General features: G+C 70.6%; 18 protein-coding genes and 1 tRNA gene. 5 read left to right on the top strand and 14 right to left on the bottom strand.

Annotated elements, in window-relative coordinates; translation table 11 throughout:
* Positions 1 to 143: 143 nt before the first annotated feature.
* On the top strand, positions 144 to 1,220 hold the full coding sequence (locus ACIQMR_RS22060) for a LacI family DNA-binding transcriptional regulator (RefSeq protein ID WP_401389793.1): 1,077 nt from the start codon (positions 144 to 146) through the stop codon (positions 1,218 to 1,220).
* A 161-nt stretch (positions 1,221 to 1,381) separates the two neighbouring features.
* Here ACIQMR_RS22060 and ACIQMR_RS22055 read toward each other — a convergent pair whose 3' ends face one another.
* From ACIQMR_RS22055 to ACIQMR_RS22030, 6 genes are all read right to left on the bottom strand, one after another.
* Positions 1,382 to 2,995: a TROVE domain-containing protein gene (locus ACIQMR_RS22055; RefSeq protein WP_401389790.1), complete on the bottom strand. Its 1,614-nt coding sequence runs from the start codon at positions 2,993 to 2,995 to the stop codon at positions 1,382 to 1,384.
* Between the two features lie 555 nt (positions 2,996 to 3,550).
* Entirely contained in the window at positions 3,551 to 3,949 is a 399-nt protein-coding gene (locus ACIQMR_RS22050; RefSeq protein ID WP_401389787.1) for a hypothetical protein, read from the bottom strand.
* Between the two features lie 72 nt (positions 3,950 to 4,021).
* Positions 4,022 to 4,456, bottom strand: coding sequence for a hypothetical protein (locus ACIQMR_RS22045; protein WP_401389784.1), 435 nt, complete (start codon positions 4,454 to 4,456; stop codon positions 4,022 to 4,024).
* 172 nt (positions 4,457 to 4,628) lie between these two features.
* Entirely contained in the window at positions 4,629 to 4,805 is a 177-nt protein-coding gene (locus ACIQMR_RS22040; protein WP_401389781.1) for a hypothetical protein, read from the bottom strand.
* The gene (locus ACIQMR_RS22035) at positions 4,802 to 5,011 is read right to left on the bottom strand and encodes a hypothetical protein (protein ID WP_401389778.1); all 210 of its coding nucleotides are present in this window, start codon (positions 5,009 to 5,011) and stop codon (positions 4,802 to 4,804) included. Before ACIQMR_RS22035 ends, ACIQMR_RS22040 begins: the two co-directional genes overlap by 4 nt.
* Entirely contained in the window at positions 5,008 to 5,397 is a 390-nt protein-coding gene (locus ACIQMR_RS22030) for a hypothetical protein (protein WP_401389775.1), read from the bottom strand. Before ACIQMR_RS22030 ends, ACIQMR_RS22035 begins: the two co-directional genes overlap by 4 nt.
* Before the next feature lie 195 nt (positions 5,398 to 5,592).
* Between ACIQMR_RS22030 and ACIQMR_RS22025 the strand changes: the two genes are divergently transcribed.
* A complete protein-coding gene (locus tag ACIQMR_RS22025) occupies positions 5,593 to 6,837 on the top strand; it encodes a transcriptional regulator (protein ID WP_401389773.1) in 1,245 nt (414 codons plus the stop codon).
* Here ACIQMR_RS22025 and ACIQMR_RS22020 read toward each other — a convergent pair.
* From ACIQMR_RS22020 to ACIQMR_RS22000, 5 genes are all read right to left on the bottom strand, one after another.
* Entirely contained in the window at positions 6,818 to 7,480 is a 663-nt protein-coding gene (locus ACIQMR_RS22020; protein ID WP_401389770.1) for an HAD family hydrolase, read from the bottom strand. The genes ACIQMR_RS22025 and ACIQMR_RS22020 overlap by 20 nt on opposite strands.
* Before the next feature lie 297 nt (positions 7,481 to 7,777).
* Positions 7,778 to 7,850, bottom strand: a tRNA-His gene (locus ACIQMR_RS22015).
* A 114-nt stretch (positions 7,851 to 7,964) separates the two neighbouring features.
* Positions 7,965 to 8,570 (bottom strand): oligoribonuclease, encoded by a 606-nt coding sequence (orn, locus tag ACIQMR_RS22010; protein WP_358669529.1) that lies wholly within the window; start codon positions 8,568 to 8,570, stop codon positions 7,965 to 7,967.
* Positions 8,571 to 8,580: 10 nt separating this feature from the next.
* On the bottom strand, positions 8,581 to 9,780 hold the full coding sequence (locus tag ACIQMR_RS22005) for a GlxA family transcriptional regulator (RefSeq protein ID WP_401389767.1): 1,200 nt from the start codon (positions 9,778 to 9,780) through the stop codon (positions 8,581 to 8,583).
* Between the two features lie 386 nt (positions 9,781 to 10,166).
* Positions 10,167 to 10,655: a hypothetical protein gene (locus tag ACIQMR_RS22000; protein WP_401389764.1), complete on the bottom strand. Its 489-nt coding sequence runs from the start codon at positions 10,653 to 10,655 to the stop codon at positions 10,167 to 10,169.
* Between the two features lie 340 nt (positions 10,656 to 10,995).
* Between ACIQMR_RS22000 and ACIQMR_RS21995 the strand changes: the two genes are divergently transcribed.
* Both ACIQMR_RS21995 and ACIQMR_RS21990 read left to right on the top strand, forming a co-directional pair.
* Positions 10,996 to 11,517 (top strand): universal stress protein, encoded by a 522-nt coding sequence (locus ACIQMR_RS21995; protein WP_266373987.1) that lies wholly within the window; start codon positions 10,996 to 10,998, stop codon positions 11,515 to 11,517.
* Between the two features lie 179 nt (positions 11,518 to 11,696).
* Entirely contained in the window at positions 11,697 to 12,266 is a 570-nt protein-coding gene (locus ACIQMR_RS21990; RefSeq protein WP_266373989.1) for an acetate uptake transporter, read from the top strand.
* A gap of 137 nt (positions 12,267 to 12,403) precedes the next feature.
* Here the strand turns inward: ACIQMR_RS21990 and glmS are convergent, their stop codons facing one another.
* The 3 genes from glmS to ACIQMR_RS21975 form a co-directional block, all read right to left on the bottom strand.
* Positions 12,404 to 14,221, bottom strand: coding sequence for a glutamine--fructose-6-phosphate transaminase (isomerizing) (gene glmS, locus ACIQMR_RS21985; RefSeq protein WP_401389760.1), 1,818 nt, complete (start codon positions 14,219 to 14,221; stop codon positions 12,404 to 12,406).
* Between the two features lie 37 nt (positions 14,222 to 14,258).
* A complete protein-coding gene (locus tag ACIQMR_RS21980; protein WP_385477926.1) occupies positions 14,259 to 14,534 on the bottom strand; it encodes a hypothetical protein in 276 nt (91 codons plus the stop codon).
* Positions 14,535 to 14,647: 113 nt separating this feature from the next.
* Entirely contained in the window at positions 14,648 to 15,568 is a 921-nt protein-coding gene (locus tag ACIQMR_RS21975) for a DUF4429 domain-containing protein (protein ID WP_401389757.1), read from the bottom strand.
* A gap of 161 nt (positions 15,569 to 15,729) precedes the next feature.
* Between ACIQMR_RS21975 and ACIQMR_RS21970 the strand changes: the two genes are divergently transcribed.
* Positions 15,730 to 17,334: a beta-N-acetylhexosaminidase gene (locus ACIQMR_RS21970; protein WP_401389754.1), complete on the top strand. Its 1,605-nt coding sequence runs from the start codon at positions 15,730 to 15,732 to the stop codon at positions 17,332 to 17,334.
* The last annotated feature ends 67 nt before the right edge of the window (positions 17,335 to 17,401 follow it).

The following is a 17,401-nucleotide window of genomic DNA, read 5'->3' as shown; positions in this document are numbered from 1 at the left end:
CGGGGAACGTGCGGGTTCTGTATGAGTCAGGTACGGTGGGAGCGCTCCCATGAGTGATGTGTTGAAGGGTCGCGGCTCCCCGGAGGGGTGTCAACCCACCCGACGCGTAATGTTCTCGGCCAGGGGAGCACGGGAGGCGGATCATGGTGGATCGCCGGAATGCCGGTGTCCGGGCCGGCGCTGTGCGCGCCCGTACCGGAGGCAGAAGCGGCGGCCGGCCGACCCTCGAAGAGGTCGCCGCGCGGGCCGGAGTCGGCCGCGGCACGGTCTCCCGGGTGATCAACGGCTCGCCACGGGTCAGCGACGAGACCCGGGCCGCCGTCGAGGCGGCCGTCGCCGAACTCGGCTACGTACCCAACCGCGCGGCCCGCGCGCTCGCCGCCAACCGCACCGACGCCATCGCCCTCGTCGTTCCCGAACCCGAGGCGCGCTTCTTCGCGGAACCGTACTTCTCCGACATCGTGCGCGGTGTCGGTGCGGTCCTGGCCGACACAGACATGCAACTGCTGCTGACCTTCGCCGGCTCCGACCGCAAACGCCGCAGGCTCGCCGAGTACCTTGCCGCGGGACGCGTGGACGGCGTCCTGCTGGTGTCCGTGCATGCCGACGACCCGCTGCCCGACCTGCTGGAACAGCTCGCGATCCCGGCCGTCATCAGCGGCCGCCGCTCGGCCGACGAACCCCTCGCCGCCGTCGACTCCGACAACACCGAGGGCGCCCGCGCGGCCGTCACCCACCTCCTGTCCCGCGGCCGCCGCACCATCGCCACGATCACCGGCCGGCTCGACGTCTACGGCGCCCAGTGCCGCCTCGACGGATACCGGGACGCCCTCGCCACGGCAGGCGTCGCCACCGACGAACAACTGGTCGCCCCCGCCGACTTCACCGAGGAAGGCGGCCGCCGCGCCATGCGCGCCCTGCTGGACCGCCGCCCCGCCCTCGACGCGGTCTTCGCCGCCTCCGACGTCATGGCGGCCGGCGCCCGCCAGGTCCTGCGCGAGTCGGGACGCCGCATCCCCGACGACGTCGCGCTGGTCGGCTTCGACGACTCCGCCGTGGCCCGCCACATGGACCCGGCGCTCACCAGCGTCCGCCAGCCGATCGAGGACATGGGCCGCACCATGGCCGGACTCCTCCTTCAGGAGATCGCGGACCGCAGCGGACCGCAGCGCCCGAGGATCGTGCTGCCGACGGAGCTGGTGGTCCGCCACTCGTCCTGACCGGCCCGACCACTTTCCCCGCCTGGGGACTTCGGAACGGGCGTTCGGCGACATCGACCCGAAGGCCGACCTCCGCAAGTACGGCGTGGCCTGCCGTCCCGCGCCGGGCACCGCCGTCGGCCGGCGTCAAGCCCTCGTGCGGCCCCCGGCCGGACCGCCCGCTACTCCCACGGCCACTGCGCGTCCCGCCCCGCGTCCAGCAGCGGAATCAGCCCGAACGCCGAGTCCGTCAGCCCGCCCAGCGTGTGCCGGTTCCCCGAACCCGACGGCATGGCCCCGGCCTTGTAGCCCGCCATGTTCCACATGTAGACGGGCACGCTCTTCGGGATCAGGTCGTCGATCCGCGTCTCGGGCATGCCGCCCCAGTGGCCGTGGCAGTTCGACGGCAGCCAGCCCGCACGGGTCTGCTCGTCGGTGACGATGACGACCCGGTCGTGCCCGGCGAAGTGCCGCTTGACCGCCGACGGGATGTCCGTGCCCTGGATCTGGCCGAAGCGCTCTATCAGCCTGAGCACGCTGCCGCCCTTGGGTACGTCCACCACGGAGCTGGTCATGCCGAACTCCACCAGCGTCGGCGCGGCCGCGCGCACCGCCAGGGCCGCGCCGAAGACCGCGGCCTGCTCGGCGAGCGGGATGTCCGACCGGTTCGGCGTCGAGTAGCCGTAGCCCGGGAACATGGACGGCGAGCGGTCGACCAGGATCAGCGTCCGTCCCGGCAGCGCGGGCACGTTGGACAGCGAGTGCCGCAGTGCCGTCTCCAGGGCGTGCGCCCACCGAAGCGAGGGCGCGTGCTTGTACGCCGCCCAGAACCGGAACGGGAACATGCGCGAGGCGCGCACCTGCTCCGGGTCCGCGATCCTCGCCGCGACCTGGGCGGCGATCTCGTCGGACACCCCGGCCTGGTCCATGTTCCGCAGGTTCCGTACGAGCGCCATCAGCCCCATGGACGGGATCACGGCTCCCCAGGCCGCGGCGTCCATCGGCCCCTGGAGCCAGCCCGCCAGCGACTCCCACGTCATGCCCGCGTCCTTGAGCGACTCTCGCGCCGTCGGCTCCTCGACGAGCGCGCGCCGCTCCTCGGCGGACCGGCTCATCAGGTGCGCGCGAGCGCGCAGCACCCGCAGGCTCTCGGGTATGTCCTCGCCCCGGCCGTGCCGCCGGTCGATGGCGTGCTTGAACAGGTCGCCCTGCCAGGCGGCCGCCGGCTTCGGATGGACCAGCTCGACGACGTCGCCGAAGCGGTAGCCCTTCGAGTCGGTGTCGTACTTGAGCAGAGCGCGCTCGGTGTAGAGGCGCCCGAGAGCGTCTTCGATCCCGCGCTTCATGGGCTTGGGGATGGCCCGGCCGTAGCGCGAGGTCCAGTAGCCGAGCAGCTCACCCGGCTCGTCCGCGCGCCGCAGGACGGAGGCGATGACCTGCCGCGAGTGCCCCGGGGCCCGGCGCCGGAGGCGCTCGGCGGTGAACTCGGCCGCGCCGACCAGCGCGGCGGTACGCATGTTGCCCTCGGTACGCAGCCACCCGAGCAGGCCGGCGGTCCACTCGGGGTCCTCGACCGCGAGCCGGCGGACCAGCCGCTCGAAGCGGTCGTCGCGCTCGGCACCCGCCTCGTAGAAGGTGTCGACGCCGACGAGGTTGCTGATCGAGAGGAGGAAGAGTTCGCTCTTTGCGTCCCGGAGGTGCCCGGTCGCGCCCTCGTACGTCGTGGTCGTCCGCCCGGTGGTGGTCACGGGCGAGCTGCCCACGGGCCGGGCGGTACGGGTGTTGAAGCGTGCCATGAAGAAGTCCCCCTCACTGTGGAGGGGAGGCTCAGCAAGGGGGCGCCCGAGATCAGGGTCGGCGACGGGGACGTACGTGTCCTGGGCCGCTGGACGACACCGGCACGAAGCCGGCGGCAGGATTCGAACCTGCGTCTCGCTCTTGACAGGAGAAGTACCCGTTGCCTGCGCACCGGGCGCCCCGATGCTGTGTGCCTCCCGAGATCCAGAACGGCCGCGCGGCGTGGTTCACCCAAAGAAGTAGCCGCGTGCCTGCGCACCGGGAGGTGCGTGAAGTTGTGCGCCCAGAGGTCAAGTTCGGTGCAGGTGACAAGGTGCTCTGCCGATTGAGCTACGGCGGCCTTCCGGCCGTCGGTGGGACTCGAACCCACAACCACCCCATTAACAGTGGAAGTAACCCGCTCCTTCGCACCTGGGCTGAGCGCAACTGTAGCCACGAAGGTCATCCGCGGTCGCGCGAGTTTTTCCGGCCGGGCCGTTCCGCTGTGCAGCCCGTACGGCACCGGTGTCACGACGAAAGCCGTACTGACCATGAGGGATCGCACGGTGGTGCGGTCATGCGGGACGTCGCAGCGTGAGGTGTCCGGTGCAGAGGACGTCGTGATTGGCGAACAGCTCATCGAGCCGGAAGCGGCGGGTCACCTCTGCGGTCCACTCCACCTGGCGAAGGTCGTCGTAGGAGGGAGCCTTGACCACGCGGGCCCGGGACGCCTGGGTGAGGATCCATCGCGCCTCCTCTTGGCTGTTGGTCCTCCTCGCCCACATGCTCCGTGCAAGGACCCAAAGGGCCGTCCCTGCGGCCACGCCGTCCGTGTGCGGTTCCGTCACGGCGACGATGCCGATGTCACCGAGCCCGCGCTCGTCGCTGGACTGGGTGGTGTACGCCACCGTCAGCCCCTCCAGAGGGAAGATGGTGACGCGGCCGCAGCCTCTGATCTCGGTTGTCGTCGGCACCGCTGCTTCCGTTCTGCGAGTGGGGGAGCGGGCGGGCCGCAGGTGCTGCCGCGGCCCGCCCCTGAGGGCCGGTCAGCAGCAGGGGCCGTCGCCGCAGCACGTCGGCGGGTTGCAGCTGGCGGCGGTTCCCCACAGGGCTTCGTCGATCACGAAACCGGCCTCGCGGACCCTGCCGACGACGTCGACCATCAGGCCGCGGGTCCGCGTCTTGGAGTTCGGCACGTGGTGGAGGTAGTAGCCGAAGTGCTTGTGGCACCACTCGGTGTACTCGGGGCTGTGGAGCATGAAGGTGTGCCAGCCCGGGTCCACGGCCGCGGACGGGGCCATGGTGTCGCCGGACCTGGTGGTGCCCATCACGTACAGCAGTGCGATGGCCTGGTCCTGCACGCGTTCGGCGACGACGCGCTCCAGGCCGTACTCGTCGGCGCAGAACGCGACGAGTCGGTCGAACAGCCTGGGCTCGACGAGGTCGCGGCCTCGGCGCAGTTCCACAGCTACTGCGGTCATGCGATGCTCCTTGGGTGTGTGCTCGGCGCGGGGCCTGCCCCCGTGCCGTCGTGCACCTGCCGGGCCCTTGGGGCCCGCTCCACCTCGGCCGTTCCCTGGCAGGACCACGGTCGAGGCGTGAGCTTGTGGCCCGCCCGCTGCCATTCCGCCGTCGGCGGCAGCGGGCGGGCGCTCATTGGGGTTCCGGGCCGCGGTTGGGCCAGCTCTGGTTGGTCGCCCAGTCGTAGTGGTCGTCCCGGTGGCCCGGGTCCTCGGTGGAGCGGGTCTCGGTGCCCGGCTTACGGACCCAGCAGTGGTGGGGGATCACCACGCGGTCGTCCGTCGTGAACGGCACCTTCGGGGCGCTCACGCGGACTGCCGGTCGGTCTTGTTGGTGTCGACGGTGTAGAGGACCGGCGCGCTGTTCACCGCCGCGCACTCCGGGTGGGCGTACGCCGCCCAGCCGGGACCGCTGCTGGACTCGTACGCGGACACGCAGGCCATCCGCGTGGTGTTCGGCTCCGGGCAGAAGGTGCAGTTCGACTCTGCGGGGAGGCAGTTCGGTTCGCTGCTCATACGGCGCGCGCCCTGCCCCGCGCCGAGTCGAGGGCGTCCTCGATGGCGGCCTTGAGCGCGTTGGGGTCCGTCTTCCATGCGCCCTCGCCGGGGCAGATGCGCCAGTGCGGACCGGGGCCCTGGGTACGGCGCCGCGGCGGGATGACGACGAAGGAGCCTGCGCCGAGAGCGCGGGTGTTGGTGATAGCCCAGTCGGCGCCCGCGCCCGCGGGGATGAACCAGTACAGGGCGAGTGCGCTCGGGTCTTCGAGGACTGCGCCGGAGCCGGAGCCGAGGATGCTGAGGGCGGTGAGGCCTACGTTTCTCGGGACGCGGACGGCGTCCCAGGTCAGGCCGGCGGCCATGGGCACAGAGCCCGTCTGGGGCCGCGCTAAGGGGGTGGGCACCGTGAGCTCCTCGTTCGTCGTGAAGTGGGCTGGGCGTCCAGAGTGGCGCCAACCACACGGCAGAGCGAGGACTTAGGGAGGGCTTTTGATCGCGTGAAAGAGGACTTTCTTCAGGCTGTGAGGGTGAATACTGGCCGTAGAGCGGACTCGCTGTGACACTGGCGCTGCACCACCCATGAGCCACGGAGGTTGAGCGTGCCCCGACCCTCAGGAAACACCCGCCTCAAGGCCGCTCGCCTCGCGGCCGGTTACCACTCTCAGCAGGCCCTCGCGAGTGCGATGAGCGCCCAGGGCCTCTCCGTTGGCGTACGCCAGGTCCGACGGTGGGAGTCCGCTGATCCTCCGTGGCCGCACCCGGATTGCCAGCAGGTTCTCACCCGACTCCTCGGCCAGGACGTCGAAGCCCTGGGGTTCACTCCACCGAGCGGACGGGACGCAGGACCCGTGCGCCGCACCCCCGTTGGCGCCGTCGTTGCGGCCGTCGGGCTGGCCTCGGTCCCCGCCCAGACGGCGAAGGCCCTGCAACCGGCTAGCGTCGGCACCGACTTCGACGCCGTCACCCGCGCGCACCGGCGCCTGTACTGGAGCGTCGCCCCCGCGACGTTGCACCCGGCCGCCAGCGCCCACGCCTCCCTCGGTATCGCCCTGCTCACCGAGACCGCCGGAGCCACCCGGCAGACCGTGTCCGCCGCGCTCGCCGAGACCTATCTCCTGTGCGGGCGCATCGAGTTCTTCGACCTGCGGCAGCCGGACGGTGCGGGCGAGACCCTGCTCCGCGCGCTCCAGGCTGCGGGCGAGGCAGACGATCCGCTCCTCGGCAGCGCGATCCTCGCGCACACCGCGTTCATCCCCGGGTGGGCCGGCCGCCGCGAGGAGGCGGTCGAACGGATGGTGGCTGCGCGCACGTACGCCCGCCGCGGCGCGGCATCGGCGGAGTTCCTGGCTTGGCTGGATGCGGTCGAGGCCGAGTGCGAGACGCGGTGCGGCAACCCCCGCACGGCACTGCACCTGATCGGCCACGCCGAGGATGTCCTGGCTGTCGGGAGCGACAACCAGAGCCCTGACTGGATGGACTGGTTCAGCCCGGTGCGGCTGGCGGCGTTCAAGGGCAACACCCAGCTGAAGGCCAAGCATCTGCCGCAGGCGCGCGAGACCCTGCTCGGCGTGCTGGACCAGTTGCGGCCGGACGAGGAGAAGCAGCGCACCGTGGTCCTCGGGGATCTGGCGGCGGTCGAGGCCGCAGCCGGGCAACCGGAGGAGGCGTGCGGCTACGCGGTGCGCGCGCTGGAGCAGCTGGGCGTCACCTGGTACGCGACCGGCATGGATCGGGTACGGGAGGTGCGGCGAGCTCTCGCCCCGTGGCAGAACGAGAGCTGCGTCCGCGAACTGGACGAGCAGTTGTACGGATGGGGTACAACGGTCAGCGCGCTGACTGGTTGAACTTGGCGATCTGCTCCGGGAGCTCCAAGAGGTTGTCGACCCTCATGGTCGGCAGCCTCTTCGCATCCTCGGTGTTCCACTGGATCGTCGCCCACGGCCCGCGGCGGACCAGCGCGGTGGGCATGCCGGCCGCGATGGCGGGGCGGATGTCGTTGTCGATCCGGTCGCCGACGTAGAGGATCTCGTCGTTCGTGAAAGGGACGACCTCGGCGACGCGGACGAAGAACTCGGGGTCGGGCTTGCTGGCGCCCCAGTCGTCCGAGGTGCCGATGAGGTCGACGTCCTTGGTGAACAGCTCGCGCAGGATGCCGCCGGCGCGAACGGTCTGGTTTCCGGCGATGCCCAGCCACAGGCCGGCCTCGCGGAGCGCGGCGAGGGCGGGGCGGACGTCGGGGTAGAGGTCGTCTTCGCCGAACCACTCGGGCTTGCCCGCGGCGGCGCGGGCTTCGCGCTGCTCGTAGAGGTCGAACCCGGGCTGGAACTCCTGAAAGGTCTCGCGGTAATCGCGTCCCTGGGCGATAACGGCACCGAACATCGAGGCAAATGTGTGCCTCGGGACGTTGAGCCAGTCTGCCCAGGTGCCGTACTCCCGGGTCTCGTCCACCAGGCACTCACCGACGTCGAAAACCACTGCGCGAATCATGGGTTCGATCGTAGGCCCGGGCACGTGGTCATTCGCAGGGACTGTCGGAGTCGGCCGATAGCCTTGTGTCGTGCCCTCCTGAACGCGAACCGCATGGTGCCGCGCGTTCTGCCGCGGCGATCAACGAAGAGATCGCGGTGCAGGTGGCGGTGCCGTCCTTCTTCTCGCGCTTCCTGATGCTCGCCACGGTGGGGACCGTACGCCGGTCGAACCAAACGCGTTTGGCTGTCGTTCGGCCCAAACAATAAAGATCAAGGGGTGGCTCGCGTTTCCACGGGCCACCCCTTGATCATTCAGGGTGAGTGACGGGACTTGAACCCGCGACATCCTGGACCACAACCAGGTGCTCTGCCAGCTGAGCTACACCCACCATGACCGGTCGCTTTCCCGACCGGCCGAGAAAAAGTGTACAGGGTCCGAGAGGGTGCTCGCGCCCGCGTTTACGTGCTCCTGTCGCGGGACCCTGTACACGGGTGCCCGGGTCCTAAGGGGACGCGGGCAGGACGTGGCGTGCCGCGATCGTCTTCGCCGTGTCGGAGTCGGGGCCGGGGTGGGGGACGAAGATCGCCTCGCGGTAGTAGCGCAGCTCGGCGATGGACTCGCGGATGTCGGCGAGCGCCCGGTGGTTGCCGTTCTTCTCCGGACTGTTGAAGTACGCCCTCGGGTACCAGCGGCGGGCCAGCTCCTTGACCGAGGAGACATCGACGATCCGGTAGTGGAGGTACTCCTCCACCTTCGGCATGTCGCGGAGCAGGAAGCCGCGGTCGGTGCCGACCGAGTTTCCGCACAGCGGGGCCTTGCCCGGCTCCTTGACGTGTTCACGTACGTACGCGAGGACCTGCTCCTCGGCGTCGGCGAGGGTCGTGCCGGCCGCGAGCTCGTCGAGCAGGCCCGAGGTGGTGTGCATCTGCCGCACCACCTCGGGCATGGTCTCCAGCGCCGCGTCCGGCGGGCGGATCACGATGTCCACCCCTTCACCGAGCACGTTCAGTTCCGAGTCGGTGACCAGGGCGGCCACCTCGATGAGTGCGTCGTCGGCCAGCGAGAGCCCGGTCATCTCGCAGTCGATCCACACCATGCGATCGTTCATGCGTCCTACCTTATGGCGCACTCCGCTGACCCGGGAGCGCCGGACGGCCGGGAGCGCAGGCGTCGGAGCCCGGTTTGCCCGGTTCCGGAGGTCCCCCGGGCGCCGCCGCGGCGGCCGGGGGCCGCCTCGACTGTGCACCGGAGGTCTGTGCCGGAACCACCGGATGCTCCGGCCCCGGAGGCCCACCGGACTCGCCCTGCGGGCGCCTGGCCCGGTAGGCGGCCCGGTACGCGGCCGGGGAGGAGCCCAGCTGGCGGCGGAAGTGGCCGCGCAGCGCCACCGGGGAGCGGAAGCCGCAGCGGCCCGCGACCTCGTCGACGGAGTAGTCGGAGGTCTCCAGCAGTCGCTGCGCCTGCAGCACCCGCTGGGTGATCAGCCACTGCAGGGGAGCGCTGCCGGTGAGTGAGCGGAACCTGCGGTCGAAGGTCCGCCTGCTCATGTACGCGCGCGCCGCCAGGGTCTCCACGTCGAACTGCTCGTGGAGGTGCTCCAGCGCCCAGGCCACGACCTCGGCGAGCGGGTCGGAGCCGATCTCCTCGGGTAAAGATCTGTCGAGGTAGCGCTCCTGCCCGCCGCTGCGCCGTGGTGGGACGACCAGCCGGCGGGCCAGTGCCCCGGCGGCCTCCACGCCGTGGTCCGTCCGGACGATGTGCAGGCAGAGGTCGATGCCTGCCGCGGTCCCGGCGGAGGTCAGCACGTCGCTGTCGTCGACGAAGAGCTCACGCGGGTCGACGTGGACCGACGGATAGCGCTTGGCCAGTGTCGGCGCGTACATCCAGTGTGTGGTCGCCGGACGGCCGTCCAGCAGCCCCGCTGCCGCCAGTACGAACGCCCCGGTGCACAGCCCGACGATGCGGGCCCCTTCCTCGTGGGCGCGGCGTAGCGCGTCGAGCGCTTCCGGTGGCGGTGGTGAGGTGATGGACCGCCAGGCCGGTACCACGACGGTGCCGGCCCTTCCGATCGCCTCCAGCCCGTACGGCGCGGTGAGTTCGAGTCCCCCTGTGGTCCGCAGGGGGCCCTCCTCTCCGGCGCATACGAGCAGCCGGTAGCGGGGAACTCCGGCATCCTGGCGGTCGATTCCGAACACCGAGAGCGGAATGGAACTCTCGAAGATCGGGCCGCCACTGAACAGCAGCACCGCGACGACTTCTCGGCGGCGGCGCCCGGACAGCTTCCGTACGGCCTCCGGCGCGGCGGAGTCCTGACTCATGACGCTAAGCCCCCCTCGGTGTTCGCGTCTCCCCGTTCTTGTCGGGCCTGTCGCTCCTGCACGTTTCCCCTCGGTTCTGCACGAGTCCCCAGCCTTCGATACTCATGATCGAATCTACTGCGTCCCGTGGTGCCGGCGTGACAAGTTCTCGATCCGGCACATTGTCGACAAGGCAACTTGGCGCGAAGCATTCGATCACGAAGCGTTTCATCCACGGGCCGCGCAGGGAAGTGCGCGTCGCGCTCATGGCCCATCCCCGTAGGGTGCGTGCGGTGCGTGCGGTCCTTTCTTCCCTGGTCGCACGGGGGTTGACGGGTCATTTCCCCAAGGAATCACCGCAGCCGGGAAGTTGGCTGAAAATATACGGGTGCGTGCGTGCGAACCCGTCAGCTCTCCGGAGTCCTCCGTGCGCGCCTGCCCGCGCCTCTGCGCCCCCTCGTCCGTACGGGACGTGCCGCGGCGCGCTCGGACCGGCGCATCAGCGCCGCGCAGGCGGTGGTCACGGCCGCCAGGCCGAGCGCGACCGCGACGGCCCCTCCGACGGGTGTGCCGCACGCCACAAGAACGACCGGGACCAGGGCACAGCTGAAAGTCGCCCAGCGGACCACCTCGCCCACGGAGTCGCCCGCCGTGGCCTGCACCGCCGCACCGCCGCCACCGCGACCGCCCTCTCCACCGCCTCCGCCGGCGCTGCGCGGAGCCCCGGAGCCGCGGGAGCCCGTGCGGCCCGTGGCGTCCTCCTGGCCCGGCCGGGCCGCCGGCACCCCGGAGGGCGCCACGGGCGGGGCCGCCGGCCGCGACGCCCTGCGACGGCCCCTTGCCGGGGCCCGGGCGGGCGTCGGGGCGGAGGCGCGACGGGCCGGGGGTACGGGCACGGAAGCTCCAGGCGGCGGGGGCGGGGGTCCGTGTACCAACGAGGACCGGAGTCCCGCGGTCACTGCGCCCGCACCGCGGGTGCCGCGGGCCATCGGACCGTGAGCTGCCGCCCCGGGGCGAAGCCTGTACGGTGCAGGCGCCATTGCCATACAGAGCGTGCTCGTGCATGCTCCCTGGAACGCCTGCTCCTTGGCGCGCCGCGAGTAGGGCTACGAGCTCTGGGCAGGCGAGGAGTGTCGCCGTACCCTTGGGGGTATGGGGTTGGGAAGATGATTCCCGGACAGAGCTCCGCTGCCAACCGTCGTCCTCCCCTTGAGGATCTGAACGCCGAGAAAACCGATGGCCGGTCACGAATTTCCCGAACCCGCGGACCGCAAGCAGGTCGCCGACCCCTCGTCGGATCTGCAGGCGGCGGCACAGTCACGTCATTCCTGCGATCCCGCCTTCCGGCACGGAGTCGTGGTCGGTTTCGACGGATCGACATCCAGTGAGCGGGCGCTCGCGTACGCCATCGGCATGGCCAGGCGCTCCGGTTCGGGCCTGATCATCGTGCATGTCGCCAACCGCCTCCCCACCACCGTGTGGGCGGGCTGCGAACCGCCGGTCTTCGTCGACGTACCGGACCATCGCACCGAGGTGCTGGGGCTTGAACTGGCCTGCGCCGACTACCTGTCCGAGGTGCCGTGGATCCTCGTGGAGCGCGGCGGCGACATCTGCCACGAGCTCGAGGAAGTCGGCCGAGAGTATTCGGCGGACGCGATCGTGGTCGGCTCCACGCACGGCATCGTCGGACGGATCTTCGGGTCGGTCGCCGGCCGGCTCGCGCGTCGTGCGCAGCGTCCGGTCGTCGTCATTCCCTGAGCCTCGCCAGACCCTCGCGCCACCCCTCGTTCGGTCGGGTCCTTCCAGGTCGGGCCACCTTTCATAACTTTTTGACGACCGTCAAAACTACTCGTCCGTACAGGTGGATTGTGCGCTTGTGAAGGGTACGTAAGGGTGGCTGGGACACAGCATCAACGCGCGCATGAAGGGAGCCCGCCGTGGACAACGAAGTCTCCGCGGGAAGCGCCACGTCAACTACTCTCGGCCACCTCGCACTGGGTCTGACTCTGCTGGCCTTCGGCGTCGGCAACACCGGTGTGATCGACAATGTCGCGGCGTCCGACGCCGCATCGCTCGCGACCTGGGTGGGCGGGGTCGCACTGTTCATCGTCGGGTTGCTCGAGTTCCGTGCGGGCAACGGCGGTACGGGTACGGCCTTTGCGGGCCTCGGCGCCTTCTGGTTCACCTGGGGCACCGGCGCGGGCGCGGAGGTCTCGGCGGAGGCCGCGGGACTCTTCCTGCTGCTGTTCGCGCTGCTGGCACTCACCCTCACCGCCGCCTCCGCGGGCAGCGGAGTCTTCGGACAGGGCGTCTACGGGCTGCTGTTCGTCTCGATGCTGCTCCTCGCCATCGCGTCGTTCGCGCAGAACGACGGTCTCGCCAAGGCCGGCGGCTGGGTCGGCGCCGTCGCGGGGCTCGCCGCCTGGTACGGCGCCACCGCGGCGCTGGCGCACTGGCCCACCTTCACCGGGCGTGCTGCCGGCCGGGGGGTGACGGCCACCGGCTGAGCGGCCACAGCCGGCGTGATCTTGACGGCGCCGGCAACGGAAAAGAGGCGACCCCCTCGCGCTACTGGTGGCGTGCGCGAGGGGGTCGCCTCAGTCGTTTCTCCGGCCTTCTCCTCGGCCGTCGAAGACGGGCGGAACTACTCCACCGTCACCGACTTGGCGAGGTTGCGCGGCTTGTCGATGTCGCGGCCGAGGGACAGGGCCGTGTGGTACGCGAGGAGCTGGAGCGGGATGCCCATGAGGATCGGGTCCAGCTCGTCCTCGTTCTTCGGGACGAGGATCGTGTGGTCGGCCTTCTCCTGCTCCTGGTGCGCGACCGCGAGGATCTTGCCGCTGCGGGCCTTGATCTCCTCCAGGGCGGCGCGGTTCTTCTCCAGCAGCTCGTCGTTCGGGACGATGGCGACGGTCGGCAGCGCGGGCTCGATCAGCGCCAGCGGGCCGTGCTTCAGCTCGGAGGCCGGGTAGGCCTCGGCGTGGATGTAGGAGATCTCCTTGAGCTTCAGGGAGGCCTCCAGCGCCACGGGGTAGCCGCGCACCCGGCCGATGAACATCATCGACTTGGCCTCGGCGTACTCGGCGGCGAGCTTCTTGATCTCGTCCTCGTTCTCGAGGATCTCGGAGATCTGCGCGGGCAGCTTGCGCAGGCCCTCGATGATCCGCTTGCCGTCGGCGACGGAGAGGTCACGGATGCGGCCCAGGTGCAGCGCGAGCAGCGCGAAGGCGACGACCGTGTTGGTGAAGCACTTGGTGGAGACCACGCAGACCTCGGGGCCGGCGTGCACGTACACGCCGCCGTCCGTCTCACGGGCGATCGCGGAGCCGACCACGTTCACCACACCCAGGACCCGCGCGCCCTTGCGCTTGAGCTCCTGGACGGCCGCGAGCACGTCGTACGTCTCACCGGACTGCGAGACGGCGATGTAGAGGGTGTCGGGGTCCACGACCGGGTTGCGGTAGCGGAACTCGGAGGCGGGCTCGGAGTCCGCGGGGATACGGGCCAGGGACTCGATGAGCCCGGCGCCGATCAGGCCCGCGTGGTACGAGGTGCCGCAGCCGAGGATCTTGACGCGGCGGATGCCGCGGGCCTCGCGGGCGTCCAGGTTGAGGCCGCCCAGGTGCACGGTGGAGAACCGGTCGTCGATGCGGCCGCGCAGCACGCGGTCCACGGCGTCGGGCTGCTCGGAGATCTCCTTGTGCATGTACGTGTCGTGGCCGCCCATGTCGTAGGAGGCGGCTTCCCACTCGACGGTCTCGGGGGTGGCGGTGGTCCGCGAACCCTCGGTCGTGTAGGTGCGGAAGTCGTCGGCCTTCAGGGTGGCCATCTCGCCGTCGTTCAGGGTGACGACCTGGCGGGTGTGGGCGATCAGCGCGGCGACGTCGGATGCGACGAGCATCTCCTTCTCGCCGATGCCGAGGATGACGGGTGAGCCGTTGCGGGCGACGACGATGCGGTCGCTGAAGTCGGCGTGCATGACGGCGATGCCGTACGTGCCCTCGACGACCTTGAGCGCCTCGCGGACCTTCTCCTCCAGGGAGTCGGCCTGGGAGCGGGCGATCAGGTGGGTGAGCACCTCGGTGTCGGTCTCGGAGGCGAAGACGACGCCGTCGGCCTCCAGCTTGGCGCGCAGCTCGGACGCGTTGTCGACGATGCCGTTGTGGACGACAGCGACCTTGTTCTCGGGGTCCAGGTGCGGGTGCGAGTTGACGTCGCTGGGGGCTCCGTGCGTGGCCCAGCGGGTGTGGGCGATGCCGGTGGTGCCGGCGAAGCGCTTGGGGACGCGGGCCTCCAGGTCACGGACGCGGCCCTTGGCCTTGACCATCTTCAGCCCGGCGGACTTCGGGCTGCTGATCACCATGCCCGCGGAGTCGTAGCCCCGGTATTCCAGCCGCGCCAGTCCTTCCAGCAGCAGCGGCGCGACATCGCGCTTCCCGATGTAACCGACGATTCCGCACATAGAGTCTCTGCCCCTCCGATGACGTTCAGGTGTGTGCTCAGCCGTAGACGATGCGGCGCAGCTGCCGCAGCGACAGCTCCGGGGGTGCCACGGCGCGGTGCGGCAGCTCGGCCGCGATCCGCTCGAAGATGTCCGTGTTCACGGCCCCTCCGGACTGGAGCTCGCGGTGGCGCCGACGGACGAATTCCTCGGTGGTCTCGTCGAAGAACGCCAGCACATCGAGCACCACCCGGGCCGCTTCACCGCGCTGGAGCGCGGTGCTGCGCACCAGGTGGTCGATGAGATCGTCATGAGACGAGCGGCGTTCGAGCACCCGTAGATATTGGGGTCACTGCCGGCCTCAACGCAACATTCCTGCCCGATTTCGGGCAGAAACCTGCGTGATCATGGTTACAGTCGGTATTTACGGCAGCTTTACGGGCCGTCTCACATGCGTTTGAGGACGGCCTGCTTGGCCGCGGAGAACTCCTCCTCGGTCAGGATCCCCGCCAGGTGCAGTTCTCCCAGCTCACGCAGTCGGCGCAGCAGTACGTCATGATCGTCTGCGGCCGGGGGCACGGGTGCCGCCGACGTCGACGCGGGCAGCTCGCGCGGCGGGGTCGCGTCCTGCTGGGGGTCACCCCATGCGCGCAGGGCGCCGGGGGCATTCGGGTGCGGAAGCCGGGCGATCACGGCGGCGGCGACCAGGACGGCGGTGTGCTCCTTGCGGGAGAGCCCCCACAGGTCGAGGGCGTACGGGTCGTACTTGGCGGGCCCGGAGGCGGGCCGGCCGCGCAGGGTGAAGCGCAGATGGCCGTTCTCCAGGCCGATCGCGGGCAGCCACCGCACCCCGGTCACCTCGGCGAGCGGGAAGGTGCTCGCGCCGGACGTGCTCTTGGACTCCTCGGCCTTCCAGTTCCACGAGAGCCTGATCGCCTCGCCGTCGAAGGCCGCGGTGCCGTCACCCCCGCCGCCGGAGACGGGCACGGCGGGGCCGGGCAGCAGGAAGCGGTCCACCGGTCCTTCAGGGACCTGGTCCAGCAGCAGGGCGTTGCGCAGCTCGTCCACGAAGTACTCGGCCACGCCGGTCCGGTCGTTGTCGACGGTCAGCCGGTACGGATCGGCGGTCTCGGGCAGCCGGCCGTCGGCGGCCAGCAGGAGAGGGTCGCTGCCGTCGCGCAGCTTCAGCCGCAGCCGTCCGCTGCGCCGCCCCGGTTCGAACGCGACGCCGGCCAACGCCTCGAGCGGTACGGCGAGTTCACCGAGGGCCTGCCGCACGGGATGCGTCTTGCCGCCGCTGCCGGGCACGATCCGGACCACGTCGCCGTCGAAGGCCCAAGTGCCGTCCTTCTGGAGGATTTCCGCCATGCGTGCGATTGTCGCACCCGCTCCGCGGAGGCTCCGGCTCCGCAGAGCCGGTCCCGGGAAGTGGTCTACACCTTGACCACGTCTGAGGCGCACGGTACGCATGGTGACCGTTCGGTTGCTCAGCACCACAGTCGTGACGCCCCTCGGAAGGGATCCAGCCTGTGAGACAGCGCAGAACGTTCCCCCGTCTTCTCGGTTCGCTGCTGCTGGTCGCCGCGGCGGGCATCTCCTGCGTCGGAGCCGCCCCCGCTCCGGCGCAGACCACCGCCGCAAGACCGCTCGGTGAGATCGTCCCGGCACCCGCCTCCGTACGGCCGGCCGGCTCGCCGTACACCCTCACCGCCGCCACCCGGATCCGGGTCGACGACGATTCGCGCGATGCCCGCCGCATCGGCTCCTATCTCGCCGCCGTACTGCGCCCGTCCACCGGCTACGCGCTGCCGGTCACCGACGATCACGGCCGCGGCGGCATCCGTCTCGCGCTCGGTTCGCGCGACAGGAGCCTCGGCGAGGAGGGCTACCGGCTGGAGTCGGGACGCGGCGGGGTCACCATCACCGCCCGCAAGCCGGCGGGCCTCGTCCACGGCGTCCAGACGCTCCGCCAGCTGCTGCCCGCCGCCGTGGAGAAGGACACGCGCCAGGCCGGCCCGTGGCGGATTCCGGGCGGCACCATCACCGACTCCCCGCGCTTCGGCCACCGCGGCGCGATGCTCGACGTCTCACGGCACTTCTTCACCGTCGACCAGGTCAAGCTCTACATCGACCAGCTCGCGCTCTACAAGATCAACAAGCTGCATCTGCACCTCTCCGACGACCAGGGCTGGCGCATCGCCATCGACTCCTGGCCGCGGCTCGCCACCCACGGCGGTTCCACCCAGGTCGGCGGCGGCCCCGGCGGGTACTACACCAAGGCCCAGTACAAGGAGATCCTCGCCCACGCCGCCTCCCGCTATCTGGAGGTGATCCCGGAGATCGACATGCCCGGCCACACCAACGCCGCGCTGTCCTCGTACGCGGAGCTGAACTGCGACGGCGTCGCCCCGCCGCTCTACACCGGCACGGCCGTCGGCTTCAGCTCGCTGTGCGTGCCGAAGGCCGTGACGTACGACTTCGTGGACGACGTCGTCCGCGAACTGGCCGCGCTCACCCCCGGCAAGTACCTCCACATCGGCGGTGACGAGGCCCACTCCACCAGCCACGAGGACTATGTGGCGTTCATGGACAAGGCACAGGCCGTCGTCGCCAGGTACGGCAAGACCGTGGTCGGCTGGCACCAGCTGACCGGCGCGAAGCCCGTCGAGGGCGCGGTCGCCCAGTACTGGGGTCTGGACGGCACCAGCGCCGCGGAGAAGGCCCAGGTCGTCAAGGCCGCGCAGAGCGGCACCAAGCTGGTCCTGTCGCCCGCCGACCGGCTCTACCTCGACATGAAGTACGACAAGGACACCCCGCTGGGCCTGGCCTGGGCCGGCTACGTCGAGGTGCAGCGCTCCTACGACTGGGACCCGGGCGCGTATCTGCCCGGCGCTCCCGCGTCGTCGATCGCCGGGGTCGAGGCGCCGCTGTGGTCCGAGACGATCTCGACCAGCGACCACATCGAGTTCATGGCCTTCCCGAGGCTGCCCGGGGTCGCGGAACTCGGCTGGTCCCCGGCGTCCACGCACGACTGGGACGCCTACAAGGTGCGGCTCGCGGCGCAGGGGCCGCGGATGGAGGCGCTCGGCATCGACTACTACCGCTCGCCGCAGGTGCCCTGGCCCGCCGGATAGGTCACGGGGAACGACGAAGCGGGCGCCCCGCGGAGGACCGTACTCCGCAGGGCGCCCGCCGGCTTGT

Source organism: Streptomyces sp. NPDC091376 (assembly GCF_044757085.1).
GTDB classification, from domain to species: Bacteria; Actinomycetota; Actinomycetes; order Streptomycetales; family Streptomycetaceae; genus Streptomyces; species Streptomyces pratisoli.
This window is presented reverse-complemented; position numbering and strand designations above follow the sequence as displayed.

Excerpts from the sequence above, each read along its gene's own strand:
- ACIQMR_RS22060 (WP_401389793.1), top strand. The coding sequence starts at position 144 with ATGGTGGATCGCCGGAATGCCGGTGTCCGGGCCGGCGCTGTGCGCGCC.
- ACIQMR_RS22055 (WP_401389790.1), bottom strand. The coding sequence starts at position 2,995 with ATGGCACGCTTCAACACCCGTACCGCCCGGCCCGTGGGCAGCTCGCCC.
- ACIQMR_RS22045 (WP_401389784.1), bottom strand. The coding sequence starts at position 4,456 with ATGACCGCAGTAGCTGTGGAACTGCGCCGAGGCCGCGACCTCGTCGAG.
- ACIQMR_RS22035 (WP_401389778.1), bottom strand. The coding sequence starts at position 5,011 with ATGAGCAGCGAACCGAACTGCCTCCCCGCAGAGTCGAACTGCACCTTC.
- ACIQMR_RS22020 (WP_401389770.1), bottom strand. The coding sequence starts at position 7,480 with ATGATTCGCGCAGTGGTTTTCGACGTCGGTGAGTGCCTGGTGGACGAG.
- orn (WP_358669529.1), bottom strand. The coding sequence starts at position 8,570 with ATGAACGATCGCATGGTGTGGATCGACTGCGAGATGACCGGGCTCTCG.
- ACIQMR_RS22005 (WP_401389767.1), bottom strand. The coding sequence starts at position 9,780 with ATGAGTCAGGACTCCGCCGCGCCGGAGGCCGTACGGAAGCTGTCCGGG.
- ACIQMR_RS21995 (WP_266373987.1), top strand. The coding sequence starts at position 10,996 with ATGGCCGGTCACGAATTTCCCGAACCCGCGGACCGCAAGCAGGTCGCC.
- glmS (WP_401389760.1), bottom strand. The coding sequence starts at position 14,221 with ATGTGCGGAATCGTCGGTTACATCGGGAAGCGCGATGTCGCGCCGCTG.
- ACIQMR_RS21975 (WP_401389757.1), bottom strand. The coding sequence starts at position 15,568 with ATGGCGGAAATCCTCCAGAAGGACGGCACTTGGGCCTTCGACGGCGAC.